General features: G+C 56.8%; 17 protein-coding genes and 1 tRNA gene. 15 read left to right on the top strand and 3 right to left on the bottom strand.

The window, feature by feature from the left end:
• Positions 1–54: 54 nt before the first annotated feature.
• The 7 genes from apaG (at position 55) to U5A05_RS02455 (ending at position 8,126) form a co-directional block, all read left to right on the top strand.
• Positions 55–435 (top strand): Co2+/Mg2+ efflux protein ApaG, encoded by a 381-nt coding sequence (gene apaG, locus U5A05_RS02485; RefSeq protein WP_261740699.1) that lies wholly within the window; start codon positions 55–57, stop codon positions 433–435.
• Positions 435–1,316 carry a symmetrical bis(5'-nucleosyl)-tetraphosphatase gene (locus U5A05_RS02480; protein ID WP_261740698.1) on the top strand — a complete coding sequence of 294 codons (882 nt, stop codon included), beginning with the start codon at positions 435–437 and terminating at the stop codon, positions 1,314–1,316. Before apaG ends, U5A05_RS02480 begins: the two co-directional genes overlap by 1 nt.
• 32 nt (positions 1,317–1,348) lie before the next feature.
• Positions 1,349–1,678, top strand: a complete 330-nt coding sequence (gene glpE, locus U5A05_RS02475) for a thiosulfate sulfurtransferase GlpE (protein WP_261740697.1) — start codon at positions 1,349–1,351, stop codon at positions 1,676–1,678.
• Positions 1,679–1,977: 299 nt separating this feature from the next.
• Entirely contained in the window at positions 1,978–3,900 is a 1,923-nt protein-coding gene (locus U5A05_RS02470) for a PrkA family serine protein kinase (protein WP_261740696.1), read from the top strand.
• Between the two features lie 99 nt (positions 3,901–3,999).
• Positions 4,000–5,274 (top strand): YeaH/YhbH family protein, encoded by a 1,275-nt coding sequence (locus U5A05_RS02465; protein WP_261740695.1) that lies wholly within the window; start codon positions 4,000–4,002, stop codon positions 5,272–5,274.
• Positions 5,271–6,833: a SpoVR family protein gene (locus U5A05_RS02460; RefSeq protein ID WP_261740694.1), complete on the top strand. Its 1,563-nt coding sequence runs from the start codon at positions 5,271–5,273 to the stop codon at positions 6,831–6,833. Before U5A05_RS02465 ends, U5A05_RS02460 begins: the two co-directional genes overlap by 4 nt.
• 63 nt (positions 6,834–6,896) lie before the next feature.
• Positions 6,897–8,126 carry a multifunctional CCA addition/repair protein gene (locus U5A05_RS02455; RefSeq protein WP_321835529.1) on the top strand — a complete coding sequence of 410 codons (1,230 nt, stop codon included), beginning with the start codon at positions 6,897–6,899 and terminating at the stop codon, positions 8,124–8,126.
• Between the two features lie 143 nt (positions 8,127–8,269).
• Here the strand turns inward: U5A05_RS02455 and folK are convergent, their stop codons facing one another.
• Positions 8,270–8,797 (bottom strand): 2-amino-4-hydroxy-6-hydroxymethyldihydropteridine diphosphokinase, encoded by a 528-nt coding sequence (gene folK / locus U5A05_RS02450; protein ID WP_321835528.1) that lies wholly within the window; start codon positions 8,795–8,797, stop codon positions 8,270–8,272.
• Positions 8,788–9,141 (bottom strand): dihydroneopterin aldolase, encoded by a 354-nt coding sequence (folB, locus tag U5A05_RS02445; RefSeq protein WP_261740691.1) that lies wholly within the window; start codon positions 9,139–9,141, stop codon positions 8,788–8,790. Before folB ends, folK begins: the two co-directional genes overlap by 10 nt.
• Positions 9,142–9,215: 74 nt before the next feature.
• Between folB and plsY the strand changes: the two genes are divergently transcribed.
• Positions 9,216–9,785 (top strand): glycerol-3-phosphate 1-O-acyltransferase PlsY, encoded by a 570-nt coding sequence (gene plsY, locus U5A05_RS02440; RefSeq protein WP_261740690.1) that lies wholly within the window; start codon positions 9,216–9,218, stop codon positions 9,783–9,785.
• Between the two features lie 44 nt (positions 9,786–9,829).
• Here plsY and tsaD read toward each other — a convergent pair whose 3' ends face one another.
• Positions 9,830–10,855, bottom strand: coding sequence for a tRNA (adenosine(37)-N6)-threonylcarbamoyltransferase complex transferase subunit TsaD (tsaD, locus tag U5A05_RS02435; RefSeq protein WP_261740689.1), 1,026 nt, complete (start codon positions 10,853–10,855; stop codon positions 9,830–9,832).
• A gap of 198 nt (positions 10,856–11,053) precedes the next feature.
• Between tsaD and rpsU the strand changes: the two genes are divergently transcribed.
• The 7 genes from rpsU (at position 11,054) to U5A05_RS02400 (ending at position 21,525) form a co-directional block, all read left to right on the top strand.
• On the top strand, positions 11,054–11,269 hold the full coding sequence (gene rpsU, locus U5A05_RS02430) for a 30S ribosomal protein S21 (RefSeq protein ID WP_002551877.1): 216 nt from the start codon (positions 11,054–11,056) through the stop codon (positions 11,267–11,269).
• Between the two features lie 471 nt (positions 11,270–11,740).
• Positions 11,741–13,696: a DNA primase gene (gene dnaG, locus U5A05_RS02425; protein ID WP_261740688.1), complete on the top strand. Its 1,956-nt coding sequence runs from the start codon at positions 11,741–11,743 to the stop codon at positions 13,694–13,696.
• A 67-nt stretch (positions 13,697–13,763) separates the two neighbouring features.
• The gene (gene rpoD / locus U5A05_RS02420) at positions 13,764–15,611 is read left to right on the top strand and encodes an RNA polymerase sigma factor RpoD (protein WP_261740687.1); all 1,848 of its coding nucleotides are present in this window, start codon (positions 13,764–13,766) and stop codon (positions 15,609–15,611) included.
• A 116-nt stretch (positions 15,612–15,727) separates the two neighbouring features.
• Entirely contained in the window at positions 15,728–19,099 is a 3,372-nt protein-coding gene (locus U5A05_RS02415; protein WP_321835525.1) for a bifunctional diguanylate cyclase/phosphodiesterase, read from the top strand.
• A gap of 15 nt (positions 19,100–19,114) precedes the next feature.
• Positions 19,115–19,191: transfer RNA gene (locus tag U5A05_RS02410), tRNA-Ile, on the top strand.
• A gap of 48 nt (positions 19,192–19,239) precedes the next feature.
• Positions 19,240–19,692 (top strand): Lrp/AsnC family transcriptional regulator, encoded by a 453-nt coding sequence (locus tag U5A05_RS02405; protein ID WP_261740685.1) that lies wholly within the window; start codon positions 19,240–19,242, stop codon positions 19,690–19,692.
• A gap of 150 nt (positions 19,693–19,842) precedes the next feature.
• Positions 19,843–21,525, top strand: a complete 1,683-nt coding sequence (locus tag U5A05_RS02400; protein WP_261740684.1) for a flavin monoamine oxidase family protein — start codon at positions 19,843–19,845, stop codon at positions 21,523–21,525.
• Positions 21,526–21,631: the final 106 nt, after the last annotated feature.

Raw genomic sequence — 21,631 nt, 5'->3', positions numbered from 1 at the left:
CAGGCATCAGTTTTATCCCGAACTGTGTCTCCGCTTTCAAGTAAGGCCTTTCGCATGCCCGATCCCCGCTATCTGGTCGACGTCAGCGTCGTCACCCGTTACCTGCCAGAACAATCACAGCCCGAACATCAGCGTTTTGCCTTTGCTTACACCATCACGGTGCGCAACAACGGCTCAGTACCCGCGAAGCTGTTGTCCCGGCACTGGGTGATAACCGACGGCGATGGCCATGTCGAAGAAGTCCGCGGCGCTGGCGTTGTCGGACAACAACCGAAAATCGACCCCGGTAGCGAACACACCTACAGCAGTGGCTCGGTGATCATGACCAAGGTCGGCACCATGCAAGGCAGCTACCTGATGCATGCCGACGACGGTCATGAATTCAAAGCCATCATTGCGCCCTTCCGCCTTGCGGTGCCCGGAGCCCTGCACTGATGACGGTATATGCCGTTGGCGACCTGCAGGGCTGCCTGCAGCCACTCAAGCGCCTGCTGGAGCGCGTAGCGTTCGACCCGGGTAAAGACAAGCTCTGGCTGGTAGGTGATCTGGTCAACCGTGGCCCGCAATCGCTGGAAACCCTGCGGTTTCTATACCGCATGCGTGAATCACTGGTATGCGTACTGGGCAACCATGACCTGCACCTGCTGGCTGTGGGCTATAACATCGAGCGCCTGAAAAAAGGCGACACACTGCGCGAAATCCTCGAAGCACCCGATCGTGATGAGTTGCTGGACTGGCTACGCCAGCAACCGCTGCTGCACCACGACAGTGAGCGCAACATCGCACTGGTGCATGCCGGGATTCCGCCGCAATGGACGCTGAAAAAAGCCCTCAAGTGCGCCAGCGAAGTCGAGCAGGCCCTGCGCAATGACGATCTCATCAGGCCGTATCTCGATGGCATGTACGGTAATGACCCGGCCAAGTGGGACAGCGACCTCACCGGCGTCACCCGTCTGCGGGTTATTACCAACTACTTCACCCGGATGCGTTTTTGTACCCGCGAAGGCAAGCTCGACCTCAAAAGCAAAGAAGGCCTCGGCAGCGCCCCGCCCGGCTATGCACCGTGGTTCAGCTATAAAGAACGCAAAACCCAAGGCCTCAAGATCATCTTCGGGCATTGGGCGGCGCTGGAAGGGAACTGCAAGGAGCCCGGCATTTTCGCACTCGACACAGGCTGTGTTTGGGGTGGAGCCATGACTCTGCTCAATGTCGACACCGGCCAACGCCTGAGTTGCGACTGCGACGGCCCTGGCATTGCCGCACCCTCCATCGTCCCGCAATCAGCCCAACCTTCCCAACCCTTGGGCGCCGGCTAACCGCGCCCGCTGTCAGGCCACAGGAACTTCCCATGACCGAATTCAAACGTATCCCGCCAGAGCAGGCCCAGGCCTTGCGCGAGCAAGGCGCCGTAGTGGTTGATGTACGCGACCCGCAAGCCTTCGCAGCCAGCCATATCAGCGGCGCGAAGCACCTGGACAACCACTCGCTGCACGACTTCATCACCAACGCCGACCTCGACGCACCACTGATCGTCGCCTGCTACCACGGCAACTCCAGTCAAAGCGCCGCAGCGTATTTGGTAAGCCAGGGTTTTAGCGAGGTCTACAGCCTGGATGGCGGCTTCGAGTTGTGGCGTACAACCTATCCAGCCGAAACCGCTCAAAGCACAAACGAATAATATTTTTATTTACGCCAGCCCCCGTGATCAGTGGGCTGGCGCCCTTCCTGACCAACGGTCAAACGCAACAATTCATGCATCGCGCCTTGACCTTGCGGATTACCAACTATCCTTTACCTCAGGCCATCCAAATCTGGGGAGAGCCGGTACACCGGCGAATGGATCATCGGTAGTAACTTCAAGGGCTTAGCCACCTTGATGGTGTCCTGGGGGGTACACAGCAGCTGAAATGCTGCTGCATGCCAGCACTCGAACTGACCGGTCTATCGCCGACTCCACGTATCGAGCGAGGTGACGTCATGAGTATTTTTAGCCACTTCCAACAACGCTTTGAATCCACACGCCAGGAAGAGCTCACGCTCCAGGAGTATCTTGAGCTGTGCAAGCAAGACAAAAGCACTTATGCCTCTGCCGCTGAAAGGCTACTGCTGGCCATTGGTGAACCGGAACTGCTGGACACCTCCAACAACTCTCGCTTGTCGCGAATCTTCTCCAACAAAGTGATTCGCCGCTATCCGGCCTTTGAAGACTTCCACGGAATGGAAGAATGCATCGACCAGATCGTTTCCTACTTCCGCCATGCCGCGCAGGGTCTGGAAGAAAAGAAACAAATCCTCTACCTGCTGGGCCCGGTCGGGGGCGGCAAGTCATCGCTTGCCGAAAAGCTGAAACAACTGATTGAAAAAGTCCCTTTCTACGCAATCAAGGGCTCACCGGTCTTTGAGTCGCCTTTGGGCCTGTTCAACGCCACCGAAGATGGCGCAATCCTCGAAGAAGACTTCGGCATTCCGAAACGCTACCTGAGCACCATCATGTCGCCGTGGGCCACCAAGCGTCTGGCCGAGTTCGGTGGCGATATCAGTCAGTTCCGCGTGGTCAAGCTCTACCCTTCGATCCTCAACCAGATCGCAGTGGCCAAGACTGAACCAGGCGATGAGAACAACCAGGATATTTCGGCACTGGTGGGCAAGGTCGATATCCGCAAGCTCGAAGAATTCCCGCAAAACGACGCAGACGCCTACAGCTATTCCGGCGCACTGTGCCGATCCAACCAGGGCCTGATGGAGTTCGTGGAGATGTTCAAGGCACCGATCAAGGTGCTGCACCCACTGCTGACCGCCACCCAGGAGGGCAACTACAACAGTACCGAAGGCCTGGGCGCGATTCCGTTTACGGGCATCCTGCTGGCCCACTCCAACGAGTCGGAGTGGCACACCTTCCGCAACAACAAAAACAACGAAGCGTTTATCGACCGGATCTACATCGTCAAAGTGCCGTACTGCCTGCGTGTCAGTGACGAAGTAAAAATCTACGACAAACTGCTGTTCAACAGCTCACTGGCCAAAGCCCATTGCGCACCTGACACCCTGAAAATGCTGGCCCAGTTCACCGTACTCTCACGCCTCAAAGAGCCGGAAAACTCCAACATCTACTCCAAGATGCGGGTCTATGACGGCGAGAACCTCAAGGACACCGATCCCAAAGCCAAGTCCATCCAGGAGTACCGCGACAACGCAGGCGTCGACGAAGGCATGAACGGCCTTTCGACCCGCTTCGCGTTCAAGATCCTGTCCAAGGTATTCAACTTCGACCCGCACGAAATTGCCGCCAACCCGGTTCACCTGCTCTACGTGCTCGAACAACAGATCGAACAGGAGCAGTTCCAGCCCGAAACCCGCGAGCGCTACCTGCGTTTCCTCAAAGAATACCTGGCGCCGCGCTACATCGAGTTTATCGGCAAGGAAATCCAGACCGCTTACCTGGAGTCCTACAGCGAGTACGGGCAAAACATCTTCGATCGTTATGTGCTTTACGCTGACTTCTGGATTCAGGACCAGGAATACCGTGACCCGGAAACCGGCGAAATCCTCAACCGCGTGGCGCTCAACGAAGAACTGGAGAAAATCGAAAAACCGGCAGGCATCAGCAATCCGAAGGATTTCCGCAACGAAATCGTCAACTTCGTACTGCGTGCCCGTGCCAACAATAACGGCAAAAATCCGACCTGGCTCAGCTACGAAAAGCTGCGCGTAGTCATCGAGAAAAAAATGTTCTCCAACACCGAGGACCTGCTGCCGGTTATCAGCTTCAACGCCAAAGCGAGCAAGGAAGACCAACAGAAACACAACGACTTTGTCACTCGAATGGTCGAACGCGGCTACACCGACAAACAAGTACGACTGCTCTCCGAGTGGTACCTGCGGGTCCGTAAGTCGCAGTAAGGCAGCTGTAAGCCACCAGCGGCAGCTGCAAGAAGAGCCCGTGTGCGTGCTTTTTCTTGCAGCTTGCAGCTCACAACTTGAAGCTGCCCGGAGGGCTCCATGAGCTATGTGATCGACCGACGCCTCAATGGCAAAAACAAGAGCACGGTAAACCGTCAGCGTTTTCTGCGGCGCTACCGTGACCACATCAAGAAGGCCGTAGAAGAGGCCGTGGGCCGCCGTTCCATTACTGACATGGAGCATGGCGAGCAAATCAGCATCCCTGGCCGCGATATCGACGAGCCAGTGTTGCACCATGGGCGCGGTGGCAAACAGACAGTGGTTCACCCTGGCAACAAGGAATTCACCAGCGGTGAGCACATCCCCCGACCTCAAGGCGGAGCGGGAGGTGGTGGTGGTCCTGGCAAGGCGGGCAATTCCGGCGAAGGCATGGACGAGTTCGTATTCCAGATCACCCAGGAAGAGTTCCTCGAATTCATGTTCGAAGACCTCGAGTTGCCCAACCTGGTCAAACGCAACCTGACCGGTACCGACACTTACAAAACTGTACGCGCCGGTATCAGCAACGAAGGCAACCCGTCTCGCATCAATATCATCCGCACCTTGCGCTCAGCTCACGCGCGGCGCATTGCCTTGTCCGGCAGCAGCCGGGCAAAACTCAGGGAAGCCAAAGCCGAACTGGAACGGCTAAAACGCGATGAGCCAGACAATTTCGGCGATATTAAAGAAATCGAAGCAGAAATCGAGAAGCTCAGCGCGCGTATTCACCGCATACCATTTCTCGATACTTTTGACCTGAAGTACAACCTGCTGGTCAAGCAGCCCAATCCCAGCTCAAAAGCCGTCATGTTCTGCCTGATGGACGTTTCAGGCTCCATGACCCAAGCCACAAAAGACATCGCCAAACGCTTTTTCATCTTGCTGTACCTGTTCCTGAAACGGAACTACGACAAGATTGAAGTAGTGTTTATTCGCCATCACACCAGTGCACGCGAGGTCGATGAGGAGGAGTTTTTCTACTCCAGAGAAACTGGCGGCACCATCGTCTCAAGCGCACTCAAGCTGATGCAGGAGATCATGGCCGAACGCTACCCTACCAACGAGTGGAATATTTACGCAGCGCAAGCTTCTGACGGGGATAACTGGAACGACGACTCACCCATTTGCCGCGACATACTGATCAACCAGATCATGCCATTCGTGCAGTACTACACTTATGTAGAGATAACCCCGCGCGAACATCAGGCCCTCTGGTACGAGTACGAACGTATCAGCGAGGTGTTTTCCGACACCTTCGCCCAACAGCAACTGGTCTCGGCCGGCGATATTTACCCGGTCTTCCGTGAACTCTTCCAGCGCAGGTTAGTGACATGACCGCCAAAGAGAATAAACGCCATCCCATCTCCACGGGCTCAGAGTGGACCTTTGAACTGATCCAGGCTTACGACCGTGAAATCGGCCGCCTGGCGGAACGCTATGCACTGGACACCTACCCCAACCAGATCGAAGTCATTACCGCCGAACAGATGATGGATGCCTACGCCTCTGTGGGCATGCCGCTGGGCTATCACCATTGGTCCTACGGCAAACACTTCTTGAGCACTGAGAAGTCCTACAGTCGCGGCCAGATGGGGCTGGCCTACGAAATCGTCATCAACTCTGACCCGTGCATTGCGTATCTGATGGAAGAAAACACCATTTGCATGCAAGCACTGGTGGTGGCCCATGCCTGCTATGGCCATAACAGCTTCTTCAAGGGCAATTACCTGTTCCGCACCTGGACCGACGCCAGCTCGATCATCGATTACCTGGTGTTTGCCAAGCAGTACATCATGCAATGCGAAGAGCGCCACGGCATCGACGCGGTCGAAGACTTGCTCGACTCTTGCCATGCCCTGATGAACTACGGCGTAGATCGTTACAAACGGCCCGATCCGATTTCAGCCGAAGAAGAACGCCGTCGGCAAAAGGAACGGGAAGAGCATCTGCAAAAACAGATTAATGATCTGTGGCGCACCATCCCTAAAAGCGCGGACAAATTCAGCGAAAAGGACAACGCGCGCTTCCCCGACGAGCCTCAGGAGAACATCCTCTACTTCATCGAAAAACACGCACCACTGCTGGAGCCCTGGCAGCGCGAAGTCGTGCGTATCGTGCGCAAGATAGCCCAGTACTTTTACCCACAACGGCAAACACAAGTGATGAACGAGGGGTGGGCAACTTTCTGGCACTACACCTTGATGAACGACCTCTACGACGAAGGCCTGGTGACCGAGGGCTTTATCATGGAATTCCTCATTTCACACACCAGTGTGGTGTTCCAGCCCGGCTTTGACAGCCCTTACTACAGCGGCATCAACCCCTACGCGCTGGGTTTTGCGATGTATTGCGATATCCGGCGCATGTGCGAGCACCCTACCGACGAGGATCGTTACTGGTTCCCGGACCTGGCTGGCAGCGACTGGCTATCGAGTATCAAATTCGCCATGAGCAGCTTCAAGGACGAGAGTTTTATCCTGCAATACCTGTCACCCAAAGTGATCCGCGACCTGAAGCTGTTCAGCATCATGGACGACGATCAAAAAGACGACTTGCTGGTGCCTGCCATTCACGACGAAAACGGCTACCGCATCATTCGTGAAACCCTGGCCGCGCAGTACAACCTGGGTAATCGTGAACCCAACATACAAATCTGGAGCATCGACCGGCGTGGCGACCGCTCACTGACCCTGCGCCATCAGCAACATGACCGTAAACCGCTAGGCGACTCAACCGACGAAGTCCTCAAGCACCTGCACCGTTTGTGGGGGTTCGACATCCATCTCGAGACACTGCAAGGCGACCAGATAATGAAAGTCCACCATGTGCCGCCAAAAGGCGATCACGGTGATTCTGACCGCGGGCGCCTGGATATGGGCGCCATCCACCTGTAACACACCCAAGCCTCCGTTCACGCGACACAAGGGTTATCCTGTCGCGCTAACGGAGGCTTTTTTATGCAGATCTATAAAGTTGGCGGCGCCGTACGTGATCGCCTGCTGGGCAAGCCCGTCACCGATATTGACTGGGTGGTGGTCGGCGCAACTGCCGAACAGATGCAGGCCTTGGGGTATCGCCCTGTAGGCTCGGATTTCCCGGTATTTCTACACCCCAAAACCGGCGACGAATATGCGCTGGCACGCACCGAGCGCAAAAGCGGTCATGGCTATGGCGGTTTTATCTTTCATGCCAGCCCCGATGTCACCCTCGAGGATGACCTGATTCGCCGCGACCTGACCATCAATGCGATGGCGGAGGACGATGCAGGCAATGTGACGGACCCGTACCACGGCAAACGCGATCTTGAAGCCCGAATTCTGCGCCACGTTTCCCCCGCATTCGCCGAAGATCCTCTCAGAGTTCTGCGGGTTGCCCGCTTTGCAGCGCGCTACGCCAGCCTCGGTTTCACTATCGCGCCCGAAACCCTGGAGTTGATGCGCCAACTATCCAGGTCTGGCGAACTGCAAGCCCTGACTGCGGAGCGCTGCTGGAAGGAAATATCCCGCGCCTTGATGGAGGATCAGCCACAGGTTTTTATTGAAGTGCTGCGCAGTTGCGACGCGCTTGAAGTGCTGCTGCCCGAGGTGAACGCTCTGTTTGGAGTGCCACAACCGCCGCTCCATCACCCGGAAATCGACAGCGGCGTACACACTCTGAGCGTGCTGGAACAGTCCGCGCTGCACAAGCAGCCGCTAACTGTTCGCTGGGCCTGCCTTCTGCACGATCTGGGCAAGGGGCTTACTCCGGAAAAAGACTGGCCAAGACACATTGCCCACGAACACAAAGGGCTGCGTCTGATCAAAGTCGTCAATGATCGCTACAAGGTTCCGCGAGATTGCCAGGAGCTGGCATTGCTGGTGGGCGAATATCACACCCACGGTCATCGCGCCCTTGAACTCAAGGCTTCGACGCTACTGGAGTTACTGCAGCGCTTTGACGTGTACCGTAGACCACAGCGGTTCGAGGAATTTATCGTCGCGTGCGAGATGGACGCCAAAGGCCGCCTTGGACTGGAGAGCCGCCCATATCCGCAAGCCGACTACTTGCGCGGCGCGGCGAAGGCCGCCCAGGCAGTGGCGGTGCAACCATTGCTGGAGCAAGGCTACAAAGGTCCGGAACTGGGCGAAGCGCTGAAGCGCGAACGGCTCAAGGCACTGCAAGCCTACAAGGATGCGGCAAAAACCTGATACCGAGCTTGTGTAGCCTCTGCCGCAGGCTGCGACAAGGGCCGCAGGACCTTCAAGAAAGGGCCGCTGCGCTGCCCATCGCAGCCTGCGGCAGCGGCTACAGAGATACTTCAAACGTGGGAGCTTGACCTGGAACAGAGTATCTACAAAGGTAAAAGCAGCTCTACCGGCGTCAACTGCTCACCCCGCCACTCAAACGCGGCAGGCGCGAGCACTTGATCAATCTGCGCCTCTGCCCACATTTGAGAAAGGGTCTTACCCACACCTGGATGCACTTTGTCGGGCGCTATCAACGACAGCGGCCACAACACAAAAGCGTTCTTGAGAATCTCGGCACGGGGCAAGGTCAACCCGTCAAAATTTCCCACCAGATCGCCGTAGAACAACACGTCGATATCCAGAGGCAAGCCCTTGCGATCCTGAGCATAACGCCCGTTATCCGCCTCGATCAGCTTCAATCGTCGGCTTAAATCAATCAGCGAAAAATCGGTTTTCGCCGACACGACCAGATTGAAAAAAGGCCCGCTTTTGATCCCCACCGGCTGGCTTTCAAACACTGCCGAGCAACGCATATCCCGCAAAAAACCGGTCAATGCGTCCAGCCCCGCCAGCAAATGCTTTTCGCGCTCGACATTGCTGCCCAGCCCGAGATAAACCTGAGTTAGCGACATCCGCGCTCAATCTCCACGCCCACCCCAGTGGCCGCTGCAACGGCTCCGGGCTTGGTCAGTTTGAGGTGCAGCCAGGGAATATTGAACTCACTCATCAGCACTTGCGCCAGACGCTCTGCGAAAGTTTCGACCAGCTGAAATTGAGCCTGCTCGGCAAACGCCTGAATTCGCGACGAAACACTCGCATAATCCAGTGCCAGCGTCAGATCATCACCAGCCGCAGCCGGCCGGTTATCCCACGCGAAACTCAGATCCAGGCGCAGGCACTGACGGATGCCACGCTCCCAGTCATAGGCACCAATCACGGTGTCAACTTCCAGGCCTTCGATAAACACTCTGTCCAAGCACTCTTCTCCGCAGCACGACAAGGGCGCAATGCGCCGTTAGAATCAGGGCGTCCTCGCCCGGAATAGTTAGCATGTTTTGGTTACTGGCGATCCTCGCCTACCTGCTCGGCTCTCTGTCCTTTGCCATTTTGCTCAGCCGCCTGACGGGAAACCCCGATCCGCGAATGAGTGGCTCGGGCAATGCGGGTGCAACCAACATGTTGCGCCTGACCGGCAAAAAACTTGCCGCCCTGACCTTGCTCGGCGACCTGTGCAAGGGGTTTTTAACCGTCCTGCTGGCCGACCAACTCGATTTTTCGCTCCAGGATCAGGCCTGGGTTGGCGTCTGCGCCGTGGTAGGGCACATGTACCCCATCTACTTCCGCTTTCGGGGCGGCAAGGGTGTCGCCACGGCTGCCGGCATGCTGCTGGGGCTTTACCCTCCAGCAGCACTGCTGGCTGTCGCCGCGTGGCTACTGACCTTCCAGCTGACCCGCACCAGCTCTCTGGCGGCACTGATCGCCACACCCCTGACCCTGCCATTACTGGCCTGGCAAGAGCCCGCTGCCCTGCTGCCAATGAGCGCCTTGACCGCACTGATTGTCTGGCGCCACCGCGGCAATTTACGCGACCTGATGGCTGGGCGCGAACGGCATTTCTGAATCAACCGCATGAAAAATCTTCACGCTCGACCCAGCCCCTGCTTTCACAGGGGCTTCAATTGCTCCATTGGCCAGCGCGCCTGAACACTGATGGCCAAACTTTCATGCTGGCCTGCCTGCAAACGCTGGCAACCGGCAAACGCAATCATCGCGCCATTGTCGGTACAAAACTCCGGTCGGGCGTAGTAAACATTGCCATTCATATCGCCCAGCATTTTTTCGAGCGATACGCGTAACGCCTTATTCGCACTGACCCCGCCTGCAATCACCAGACGCTTCATGCCTGCATGCTTCAGCGCGCGCTTGCACTTGATGGTCAACGTCTCAACCACGGCCTGCTGGAACGCCAGCGAGATATCGCAACGGGTTTGCTCGGTATCGTCTCCGGCCGCCACACAACGCTGCCATGTGTTCAAGGCGAAGGTTTTAAGGCCGCTGAAGCTGAACTGCAGCCCCGGACGATCGGTCATGGGCTTGGGGAACACAAAACGCCCTGCAACCCCCTGAGCCGCCAACCGCGCAATCTCAGGGCCGCCAGGATAGTTGAGCCCCATCATCTTCGCGGTCTTGTCGAACGCTTCGCCCGCAGCATCATCGAGAGTCTCGCCCAACAACTCGTATTGACCGATACCATCGACGCGAACCAGCTGCGTATGACCACCGGACACCAACAAAGCGACGAACGGGAACTCTGGAGGCTGCTCCTCCAACATTGGGGCCAATAAATGACCTTCCATGTGATGCACGCCAAGGGCCGGTATGCCCCAGGCGAATGCCAACGCCTGAGCGCAAGAAGCCCCAACCAACAGGGCTCCAACCAATCCCGGGCCCGCCGTGTAGGCAATCGCATCAATCTCCGTAGGCACACAGTCGGCCTCGGCCAGCACCTGACGAATCAAGGGCAGCATTCGCTTTACGTGATCCCGTGAAGCCAGCTCCGGAACCACACCGCCATAAGCACGGTGCAGGTCGATCTGACTGAACAGCGCATCGGCCAAAAGCCCGCGTTCACTGTCGTATAGCGCGACGCCGGTTTCGTCGCAGGAGGTTTCTAATCCCAGTACTAGCATGGGTTTACGCCTTGTAGAGGCTAAATTCGAAGGCGCGCATAATAGTCGCCACTCCCGCCCCCGGCCAGCGGTTTTCGATCAGAGGCTTTGCATTCCGGGCGATGAGGGGTTAACATCCGCAACCCTTAAAAACCGACGTCTTCCAACGCGATTTTGCCTTGAGACGTTGACCCCGGTAATGAATGAAGGTAGCTCTGGATGCCAGCCGTCAAAGTAAAAGAGAACGAACCCTTCGACGTAGCTCTGCGTCGTTTCAAGCGCTCCTGCGAAAAAGCCGGTGTTCTGGCTGAAGTTCGCAGCCGCGAATTTTACGAGAAGCCGACTTCCGAGCGTAAGCGCAAAGCAGCAGCTGCTGTTAAGCGTCACGCGAAGAAAGTTCAGCGCGAGCAGCGCCGCGCCGTTCGTCTGTACTAATACACAGACGTTCGTTGCACGCTTCTGCCAAGCCCGGCCTAAAGCCGGGCCGTAGGCAGTTGTTGCAAGTTACATGCTTTATCGTCAAGGCCGCAGATGCGACCGCGACAAGCGTTACATCACGTCAGACCTGGCCTAATAGCCAGCGGTGCACGTCTTTACTGACGAGCCTTCCAAGGCTACCGACGAGCACACCCCTCTGATTTTCCTTAAAGACGATCAGCCCAAGGCACCTCTCCAGTGCCTGCTTATGAGCTATCCGAGACCAACCATTGGTCAGCGCCGGACTCAGAGCGTGACACTTATCGATCCCATCGACTCTGATTAAAATGAGTTGAGCGGGTTTCGACAGATACACTTCCCCGAAATAATTGAGCAGACGTCCCACGATCGAGCAGAGCTTTCGCCTGCACGCACGATGACCAAGCCCTTTAGACGGACCCAATTCTGCGCAGTGATGACGAGAACGCCATGGCCGGGTTAATCCCCCAGAGCTTTATTGACGACCTTCTGAACCGTACCGATATCGTCGATGTCGTTAGCTCGCGCGTGCAAATGAAGAAAGCCGGCAAGAACTACACTGCCTGCTGCCCCTTCCATAAAGAAAAAACTCCGTCTTTCAGCGTCAGCCCCGACAAGCAGTTCTATTACTGCTTTGGTTGCGGCGCAGGCGGTAACGCCCTCGGCTTCATCATGGACCACGACAACCTGGACTTCCCCCAGGCTGTCGAAGAACTGGCCAAAGCCGCCGGCATGGAAATCCCTCGAGAAGAAAGCGGTCGCCCACACAAACCACGGCAACCGACCGACTCTCCGCTGTACCCACTTCTGACTGCGGCAGCCGACTTTTACCGCCAGGCCTTAAAAAGCCATCCGGCACGCAAAGCAGCCGTGGAATACCTGAAGGGCCGCGGCCTGACCGGCGAGATCGCCCGCGACTTCGGCCTGGGTTTCGCACCGCCAGGCTGGGACAACCTGTACAAGCACTTGAGCAGCGACACCCTTCAGCAAAAAGCCATGATCGATGCTGGCCTGCTGGTGGAAAACGCCGAGACCGGCAAACGCTACGACCGCTTTCGCGATCGCGTGATGTTTCCGATCCGCGACAGTCGCGGCCGCATCATCGCCTTTGGTGGTCGAGTGCTGGGTGACGACAAGCCCAAATACCTGAACTCCCCGGAAACTCCGGTCTTTCATAAAGGCCAGGAGCTGTACGGGCTGTTCGAAGCGCGTAAATTCAATCGTAGCCTCGACGAAATCATCGTGGTCGAGGGCTATATGGACGTTATCGCCCTGGCCCAGCAAGGCTTGCGCAATGCCGTCGCAACACTGGGCACCGCCACCAGCGAAGAGCACATGAAACGCCTGTTTCGCGTGGTGCCCAGTGTCTTGTTCTGCTTTGACGGCGACCAGGCAGGCCGCAATGCCGCCTGGCGCGCACTCGAAGCCACATTGCCCTGCCTGCAGGATGGACGGCGCGCGCGCTTCCTGTTTTTGCCTGAAGGCGAAGATCCAGACACCCTGGTGCGCTCAGAAGGCACCGACGCCTTCAAGGCCCGCATCAACCAGCACGCACAACCGCTGGCCGATTACTTCTTCCAGCAACTGACCGAAGAAGCCGACCCGCGCTCACTTGAAGGCAAGGCCCATATGGCCACGCTGGCCGCACCGCTGATCGACAAAGTTCCGGGCGCCAACCTGCGCACCCTGATGCGTCAGCGCCTGAGCGAAATCACCGGCCTTACCAGCGAAACAGTCAGCCAGCTGGCGCAAAGCGCGCCCGCCAAGGCCCAGGCACAACCCGCGTACGACCCAGGCATTGATTACGATGCGATGCCCGACTACAGCGACTTCCAGCAACCGGACATGTACATCCCCCAACAGGAATGGACCCCGAAAAAGCCTGGCGCTGGCGGCAAAAAGTGGGAAAACAAACCCTGGGACAAAAAAGGCAAGCGTGGCGGCGAACGCGAGCAGGCCTGGATCCCCGTGGGCGTTGAACCGCCTACACTGACAGCTCTGCGGACTTTGCTGCACCACCCGCAACTGGCCAAGAAAGTTGAAGATGCCGGGCACTTTGCAGCTGAAGACCAGACTAATAATCAGCTTTTGATTGCTCTGGTAGAGGCCGTACAGAAAAATCCTAAGCTAAGCTCTATACAGCTACTGTCCCGCTGGCACGGCACCGAACAGGGCCGTTTACTGCAAAGACTGCTGGAAAAGGAATGGCTAATTGATGCTGACAACCTTGAACAACAATTTTTTGACACCATAACTAGCCTGTCAGCTCGTCAACGCGAGCGAAATCTAGAGCAACTTCTTCGAAAAGCACGTCAAGGCGAGCTAAGTACCGAGGAAAAAAATCAGTTACGCGACCTTTTAAGTCGCAATAATCCTGCATCGAACCCGACCTCAACTGGCGCGTGAGGTCATAGCTAAGGTATAATCCTCGGCTTGTTTTTTGCCCGCCAAGACCTTCAGTGGATAGGGTGTTATGTCCGGAAAAGCGCAACAGCAGTCTCGTATCAAAGAGTTGATCACCCTCGGCCGTGAGCAGAAGTATCTGACTTACGCAGAGGTCAACGACCACCTGCCCGAAGATATTTCAGATCCGGAGCAAGTGGAAGACATCATCCGCATGATTAATGACATGGGGATCCCCGTACACGAGAGTGCTCCGGATGCGGACGCCCTTATGTTGGCCGATGCCGACACCGACGAAGCAGCGGCTGAAGAAGCGGCTGCAGCGTTGGCGGCAGTAGAGACCGACATTGGTCGTACTACCGACCCAGTGCGCATGTATATGCGTGAAATGGGCACGGTAGAACTGCTGACACGTGAAGGCGAAATCGAAATCGCCAAGCGTATCGAAGAAGGCATCCGTGAAGTGATGGGCGCAATTGCGCACTTCCCTGGCACGGTTGACCATATTCTCTCCGAGTACACTCGCGTCACCACCGAAGGTGGTCGCCTGTCCGACGTTCTGAGCGGTTATATCGACCCGGACGACGGTATTGCACCACCCGCAGCCGAAGTGCCGCCTCCTGTCGACCCCAAGGTGAAAGCCGAAGGTGATGACGAAGAGGACGATAAGGAAGAAGCTGCCGAGGAAGAGGAAGAGGTCGAAAGCGGCCCCGATCCGATCATCGCGGCTCAGCGTTTTGGCGCTGTTTCAGATCAGATGGAACTCGCTCGCAAGGCACTGAAAAAGCACGGTCGTGGCAGCAAGCAGGCAATTGCCGAGCTGGTTGCACTGGCTGAGCTGTTCATGCCGATCAAACTGGTCCCGAAGCAATTCGAAGGCCTGGTTGAGCGTGTTCGCAGCGCCTTGGAGCGTCTGCGTGCACAAGAGCGCGCCATCATGCAGCTGTGTGTACGTGATGCACGCATGCCGCGTACCGATTTCCTGCGCCTGTTCCCGGGCAACGAAGTCGACGAAAGCTGGAGCGATGCGCTGGCCAAAGGCAAAAGCAAATACGCTGAAGCCATTGGTCGCCTGCAACCGGACATCATCCGTTGCCAGCAAAAGCTGTCTGCTCTGGAAGCCGAGACCGGCTTGAAGATTGCCGAGATCAAGGACATCAACCGTCGCATGTCGATCGGTGAGGCCAAGGCCCGCCGCGCGAAGAAAGAGATGGTTGAAGCCAACTTGCGTCTGGTGATCTCCATCGCCAAGAAGTACACCAACCGTGGCTTGCAGTTCCTCGATCTGATCCAGGAAGGCAACATCGGCTTGATGAAAGCGGTAGACAAGTTTGAATACCGCCGCGGCTACAAATTCTCGACTTATGCCACCTGGTGGATCCGTCAGGCGATCACTCGCTCGATCGCCGACCAGGCCCGCACCATCCGTATTCCGGTGCACATGATCGAGACGATCAACAAGCTCAACCGTATTTCCCGCCAGATGTTGCAGGAAATGGGTCGCGAACCGACCCCGGAAGAGCTGGGCGAACGCATGGAAATGCCTGAGGATAAAATCCGCAAGGTATTGAAGATCGCTAAAGAGCCGATCTCCATGGAAACCCCGATCGGTGATGACGAAGACTCCCATCTGGGTGACTTCATCGAAGACTCGACCATGCAGTCGCCAATCGATGTTGCTACCGTTGAGAGCCTTAAAGAAGCGACACGCGACGTACTCGGCGGCCTCACGGCACGTGAAGCCAAAGTACTGCGCATGCGTTTCGGTATCGACATGAATACCGACCACACCCTTGAGGAGGTTGGTAAGCAGTTCGACGTTACCCGTGAGCGTATTCGTCAGATCGAAGCCAAGGCGCTGCGCAAGCTGCGCCACCCGACGAGAAGCGAGCATTTGCGCTCCTTCCTCGACGAGTGATAACAAAACCCCCGGCCCTGCCGGGGGTTTTGCTTTATAGCTAAAAAACCTCCTGCCCCCACCCCCGCAATTGCCCGACTACACTGCATGCATCCAAGCGCACTGAAGGGACGCGCATGTCACGCTTGCTGCCCATCCTGCTTCTGTCGCTTGTCGCCTGGACCTCCGGCACCTGTGCCCTGACGTTCACCGATGAAGAACAGCAGTGGCTTAAAAATCATCCTGAACTGCTCCTCGGCATCGATACCACGTGGCCGCCATTCGAGTTCCTTAACCATGAGGGTGTCTATACCGGCTTGGCTGCCGACTATGTGCGCCTGATTAAAAACCGGCTGGGGGTCACCACCAAACCGGTTAAAGCCTCGAACTGGGGTGAAGTATTAGAGCAGGCTAAAGAAGGGCGCATCGACTGGCTGCCCGGCGTCATGTCGACCCCTGAGCGCCAGAAACGCCTTGCGTTTACCCGCTCGTACCTGGACTTCCCCATCGTCATCCTGGCCCACAAGGGAGGCGCTGCCCCGAAAGACCTTGAAGAGCTATATGGCCTCAGAGTAGGCGTAGTCGAGAACTACGCCCCCCACGAACTGCTGCGCACTCAACACCCGGACCTGAACATAGTCGCACTGCCCAACGTCAGCTCGGCGCTTCAGGCACTGGCCACCGACCAAGTGGACGCCATGGTCGGCGATCTGGCTTCAAGCGTCTGGAGTTTGCGTCAGCTCAAGCTCGATGGCCTCTACGTCAGCGGGGAAACACCTTATCGCTTTCAATTGGCCATGGCCGTTCCGAAAAGTCAGACGGTCTTGCTTGGACTGCTCGACAAAGTACTGGCCGACATAAGCCCAAGTGAAGCCGAAAGCCTTCAGCAGCACTGGACCGGCGACACCACTGACTATCGAGCACTGTGGCGACCCTTGCTGCTGTATGTCCTTCCCGGCGCGCTACTATTGCTCATCGTTCTGCTCGTGGTCATCCGCATCAACCGCCGCCTGAGCTCCGAAATCTCACGGCGGACGGCGCTCGAACAGGAACTGCGCAGCAGCGAATATCACTACAGGGGCATGATAGAAAGTCTTTCAGCTATCGCATGGGAAGCGCCTCTGGATGGCGATACCTACACCTACGTCTCGCCCCAGGCCGAAGCCTTGCTCGGCTACCCGATCGCAGACTGGGTAAGCCCTGGGTTCTGGAACAAGATTTTGCACCCCGACGACCTGGCCCGCACCAAGGCCTGTCGCGCCAGGGAAATCAGTGCAGGCCACGACCACAGCATTGACTATCGCGTGATTACCGCTGACGGCAACATCCTGTGGCTACGCGACATTGCCAGCATCACAACCCACCATCAACAGGCCCTACTGCGCGGCCTGATGATCAACATCAGCGAGACCAAACAGATCGAAGAGGCCTTGCGCCTCTCCGAGGAAAAATTTGCCAAGGCATTTCATGCATCGCCTGATGGCCTGGTATTGAGTCGACAAAGCGATGGCCTGCTGATCGAGATAAATGAAGGGTTTTGCCACCTCAGCGGCTATGACAGTGCCAGTGCCCTGCTTCACTCGACACTGGAGCTGCAACTGTGGGCCGATCTGCAACAACGCCTCGAACTGCTGACACGTTTGGAGAAAGATGGCTTTGTGCGTGATTTCAAATGCAATATTCGCCACAAGGACGGACGAATTCGGCTCTGTGAAATATCCAGTTGCCCACTGATGATCGGAACCGAAAACTGCATACTGACCATCGCCCGCGATATCACCGAACGCCACCAGATGCAGGAAAAACTGCTGCAAACGGCCACCGTATTTGACAGCACGGCAGAAGGCATCGTTTTTACCGACCCCCAACAAAAAATCACCGCAGTGAACCGGGCTTTCACCGAAATCACCGGTTACAGCGAGAGTGAAGTCCTGGGTCGCACCCCGCGCATCCTGGCTTCCGGCCAACACGACAGCGCATTCTTTACTGCCATGTGGTACCAGCTCTCGACCGGTGGCAACTGGCAGGGGGAGATCAGCAACAAACGCAAAAATGGCGAAATCTACCCCAACTGGATGACCATTAGCGCGGTGCGCGACAGCGATAATCTGGTCACCCACTTTGTCGCCGTTTTCTCTGATATATCCACCCTCAAACATGCCCAGGCACGCCTTGATCACCAGGTACACCATGATCCACTGACCAACCTGCCCAACCGTTTACTGTTCGAAAACAGGCTGCGCCAGGTGCTCGCCAATCAGCGTCGTAATGGCCAATACAGCGCCGTATTGTTTCTGGACCTTGATCGCTTCAAAAACATCAATGACAGCCTCGGCCACCCGGTAGGCGATCTTTTATTAAAATGCATCGCCATCCGCCTGAAAGAACAACTTCGCGACATAGATACGGTTGCCCGCTTGGGCGGCGATGAATTCATCATCCTGCTGCCAGGCCTCAAACAGCCGGACGATGCACAGATGGTTGCCGAGAAATTGCTGGCCAGTTTTAACGCGCCCTTCCTCGCAGGCGAACACGAGCTATTTATCAGCGCCAGCATCGGCACCAGCGTCTACCCGGATGATGGCAGCGACGTGGCTACACTCGTCAAAAATGCCGATATCGCGATGTACCACTCCAAACTCAAAGGGCGTAACCGCGTAGAACGCTACAGCCACGATCTGAACTCCCAAGCCAGTGCACGGATTTTGCTGGGGCAAGAACTGCGCCGCTCCCTTGAACGCGGCCAGGTGTCACTGCGATATCAGCCAAAAATCCGTCTGCGCGACCACACTCTGGCCGGTGCTGAAGCACTGTTGTACTGGAACCACCCACTACTCGGTGAAATCTCGCACGAGCGCTTGATTCATCTGGCCGAAGAAAACGGAATGATCATACAAATTGGGGACTGGATGCTCGAGCGTGCATGCCAGCAACTGCATTCATGGAATCAGCTGTACAAACCCTTTGGACCGATTTCAGTCAACCTCGCCAGCGCTCAACTGTACCAACCGGGGCTAATGGAGCACATCCGGCAACTGCTAGAAACCTGCGAGCTCAAACCCGACAGCCTGAAGCTGAAGATCACCGAAACCTTCATCACGGGTCAGACAGAACAAGCTTTTGAAGCCCTGCATCGACTCGAGGAACTGGGCGTAAAACTGTCCATCGACAACTTCGGCACCGGAAACTCATCCCTCAGCTACCTCAAGCGTTTGCCGCTGGACACGTTGAAAATCGACCCTTCATTTGTACACGGCCTCCCCGACGACACCCATGATGCCGCGATCGTACACGCCATCATTGCACTGGGGCACAGCATGCACTTCACCATCATTGCCGACGGTGTTGAAACCCGGGAGCAACAAGCATTCCTGACGCAGGCAGGCTGCGAACTGATCCAGGGTGACCTCGTCAGCCCCCCGTTACTTCCCGAAAAATTCGCAGCGACCTTCCTTCGCAGCTCTATTTCAGATTTTTCGGATAGCACTACCGAGAAACCGTCGCTATAATCCGCGACCTACTGAGGGCCTATAGCTCAGTTGGTTAGAGCAGGGGACTCATAATCCCTTGGTCGTAGGTTCGAGTCCTACTGGGCCCACCATACTCAAAGCCGCGCACTGCGCGGCTTTCGTGTTTCTGGAGCCTCCTCGTGCCTGACACCCGCCCTCCCGCACTGGACGAAATCGACCGTCAACTGATCGCGTCCTTGCAGCTCAATGCCCGTGAAAGCGTGGCGATGCTGGCACGCCAGTTGGGGATTGCGCGCACCACCGTGACGTCACGGCTGGCGCGGCTGGAGAAAACCGGGGTAATTACTGGCTACGGGGTTCGCTTGGGGCAGCGCCTGATTGATGGCGGCTTGCAGGCCTATGTCGGGATTACCGTGCAGCCACGCTCCGGCAAAGAGGTGGTACGGCGCTTGAGCGCAATGGCCCAGGTGCAGCAACTGTGCGCGGTCAGTGGCGAATTCGATTACGTGGCCTGGCTGCGTAGTGACTCTCCCGAGCAACTGGATCAATTGCTCGATCAGATCGGTAGCGTCGAAGGCGTCGAGAAAACCACCACTTCAATCATCCTCAGCAGCAAAGTAGATCGTGGATAAGTCATTTTGAGCGCCAAGTTCGTCACATCGACTAAACAAAAGCCATAACGACGACAATTTGCGTCTTATTAACGTCTTCTACGCTCCCTATCATGGTGCCTGTCTTTTCCTATACTCAAGGTAATGCTTGGGTCGCCAGCAAGGTCAGCCATGAACAAGAATAATCGCCACCCTATCGACGGAAAAAAGCCCATCACCATCTTCGGCCCGGACTTTCCGTTTGCCTTCGATGACTGGATCGAACACCCCGCGGGCCTGGGCAGCATTCCGGCTGACAAGCTGGGCTCTGAGGTGGCGATTGTCGGCGCCGGGATGGCCGGGATGGTGGCCGCTTATGAACTGATGAAGCTGGGCCTCAAACCCGTAGTCTATGAAGCCTCGAAAATGGGCGGACGGTTGCGCTCGCAAGCCTTTGAAGGCAGCGAAGGGGTGATCGCCGAGCTGGGCGGAATGCGCTTCCCGGTGTCCTCCACGGCGTTTTACCACTACGTCGACAAGCTGGGGCTGGAGACCAAACCCTTTCCCAACCCGCTGACGCCCGCTTCGGGCAGTACCGTGATCGACCTCGAAGGCCAAACCTTCTACGCACAAAAACTGGCGGATCTGCCTGCACTGTTCCAGGAAGTAGCCGACGCTTGGGCTGACGCTCTGGAAGAAGGCTCGCGCTTTGGCGATATCCAGCAAGCTATCCGTGACCGTGACGTGCCCCGCCTTAAAGAGCTGTGGGATACGCTGGTTCCGCTGTGGGACGACCGCACGTTCTACGACTTTGTAGCCACGTCCAAGGCCTTCGCCAAGCTCTCGTTCCAGCACCGTGAAGTGTTTGGCCAGGTTGGCTTCGGCACCGGTGGTTGGGACTCGGACTTCCCCAACTCGATGCTCGAAATCTTCCGCGTGGTGATGACCAACTGCGACGACCATCAACATCTTGTCGTCGGCGGTGTCGAACAAGTGCCGCTAGGGATCTGGCGCCACGCCCCCGAGCGTTGCGCCCATTGGCCTGCTGGCACCAGTCTCAGTTCGCTGCACCACGGCGCACCACGTACCGGGGTCAAAGCTATTTCTCGTACGCCAGACGGGCTGTTTTCTGTTACCGACATTCTCGGTGTCACGCGCCCTTATGAGGCCGTACTGGTCACCTGCCAAAGCTGGCTGCTGACCACTCAGATCGATTGCGAAGAGTCGTTGTTCTCACAGAAGGTGTGGATGGCGCTGGACCGCACGCGCTACATGCAATCATCGAAAACCTTCGTCATGGTCGACCGCCCGTTCTGGAAAGACAAAGACCCGGAAACCGGCCGCGACCTGATGAGCATGACCCTCACCGACCGCCTGACTCGTGGGACTTACCTGTTCGACAACGGCGACGACAAACCGGGGGTGATTTGCCTATCGTACTCATGGATGAGCGATGCGCTGAAAATGCTCCCGCACCCTGTCGAAAAACGCGTGAAGCTGGCCCTCGACTCGCTGAAAAAGATTTACCCGAAAGTGGATATCGCCAGCCGCATCATCGGCGATCCGATCACCGTATCGTGGGAAGCAGACCCGCACTTTCTTGGCGCGTTCAAGGGTGCCTTGCCCGGACATTACCGCTATAACCAGCGGATGTACTCGCACTTCATGCAACAGGAAATGCCGGCTGAACAACGCGGTATTTTCATTGCCGGCGATGACGTATCGTGGACTCCGGCCTGGGTTGAAGGTGCGGTACAGACCTCATTGAACGCGGTATGGGGCATCATGACCCACTTCGGCGGCAGCACCCCTGCCGAGAACCCTGGCCCGGGGGATGTGTTCCACGAAATCGGCCCGATTGCCTTGCCGGATTGATAAACACCACCTGTAGCCGCTGCCGCAGGCTGCGAAAAGGGCCGCAGGACCTTGGCTTTAAAAAACCAGCCCTGCGGTCTCCATCGCAGCCTGCGACAGCGGCTAC

This window comes from Pseudomonas kulmbachensis (assembly GCF_963681935.1).
GTDB lineage: Bacteria > Pseudomonadota > Gammaproteobacteria > Pseudomonadales > Pseudomonadaceae > Aquipseudomonas > Aquipseudomonas kulmbachensis.
This window is presented reverse-complemented; position numbering and strand designations above follow the sequence as displayed.

Bases quoted from the DNA above. Each gene is read 5' to 3' on its own strand.
- apaG (WP_261740699.1), top strand. From the start codon at position 55: ATGCCCGATCCCCGCTATCTGGTCGACGTCAGCGTCGTCACCCGTTAC.
- U5A05_RS02480 (WP_261740698.1), top strand. From the start codon at position 435: ATGACGGTATATGCCGTTGGCGACCTGCAGGGCTGCCTGCAGCCACTC.
- glpE (WP_261740697.1), top strand. From the start codon at position 1,349: ATGACCGAATTCAAACGTATCCCGCCAGAGCAGGCCCAGGCCTTGCGC.
- U5A05_RS02470 (WP_261740696.1), top strand. From the start codon at position 1,978: ATGAGTATTTTTAGCCACTTCCAACAACGCTTTGAATCCACACGCCAG.
- U5A05_RS02465 (WP_261740695.1), top strand. From the start codon at position 4,000: ATGAGCTATGTGATCGACCGACGCCTCAATGGCAAAAACAAGAGCACG.
- U5A05_RS02460 (WP_261740694.1), top strand. From the start codon at position 5,271: ATGACCGCCAAAGAGAATAAACGCCATCCCATCTCCACGGGCTCAGAG.
- U5A05_RS02455 (WP_321835529.1), top strand. From the start codon at position 6,897: ATGCAGATCTATAAAGTTGGCGGCGCCGTACGTGATCGCCTGCTGGGC.
- folK (WP_321835528.1), bottom strand. From the start codon at position 8,797: ATGTCGCTAACTCAGGTTTATCTCGGGCTGGGCAGCAATGTCGAGCGC.
- plsY (WP_261740690.1), top strand. From the start codon at position 9,216: ATGTTTTGGTTACTGGCGATCCTCGCCTACCTGCTCGGCTCTCTGTCC.
- tsaD (WP_261740689.1), bottom strand. From the start codon at position 10,855: ATGCTAGTACTGGGATTAGAAACCTCCTGCGACGAAACCGGCGTCGCG.
- rpsU (WP_002551877.1), top strand. From the start codon at position 11,054: ATGCCAGCCGTCAAAGTAAAAGAGAACGAACCCTTCGACGTAGCTCTG.
- dnaG (WP_261740688.1), top strand. From the start codon at position 11,741: ATGGCCGGGTTAATCCCCCAGAGCTTTATTGACGACCTTCTGAACCGT.
- rpoD (WP_261740687.1), top strand. From the start codon at position 13,764: ATGTCCGGAAAAGCGCAACAGCAGTCTCGTATCAAAGAGTTGATCACC.
- U5A05_RS02415 (WP_321835525.1), top strand. From the start codon at position 15,728: ATGTCACGCTTGCTGCCCATCCTGCTTCTGTCGCTTGTCGCCTGGACC.
- U5A05_RS02400 (WP_261740684.1), top strand. From the start codon at position 19,843: ATGAACAAGAATAATCGCCACCCTATCGACGGAAAAAAGCCCATCACC.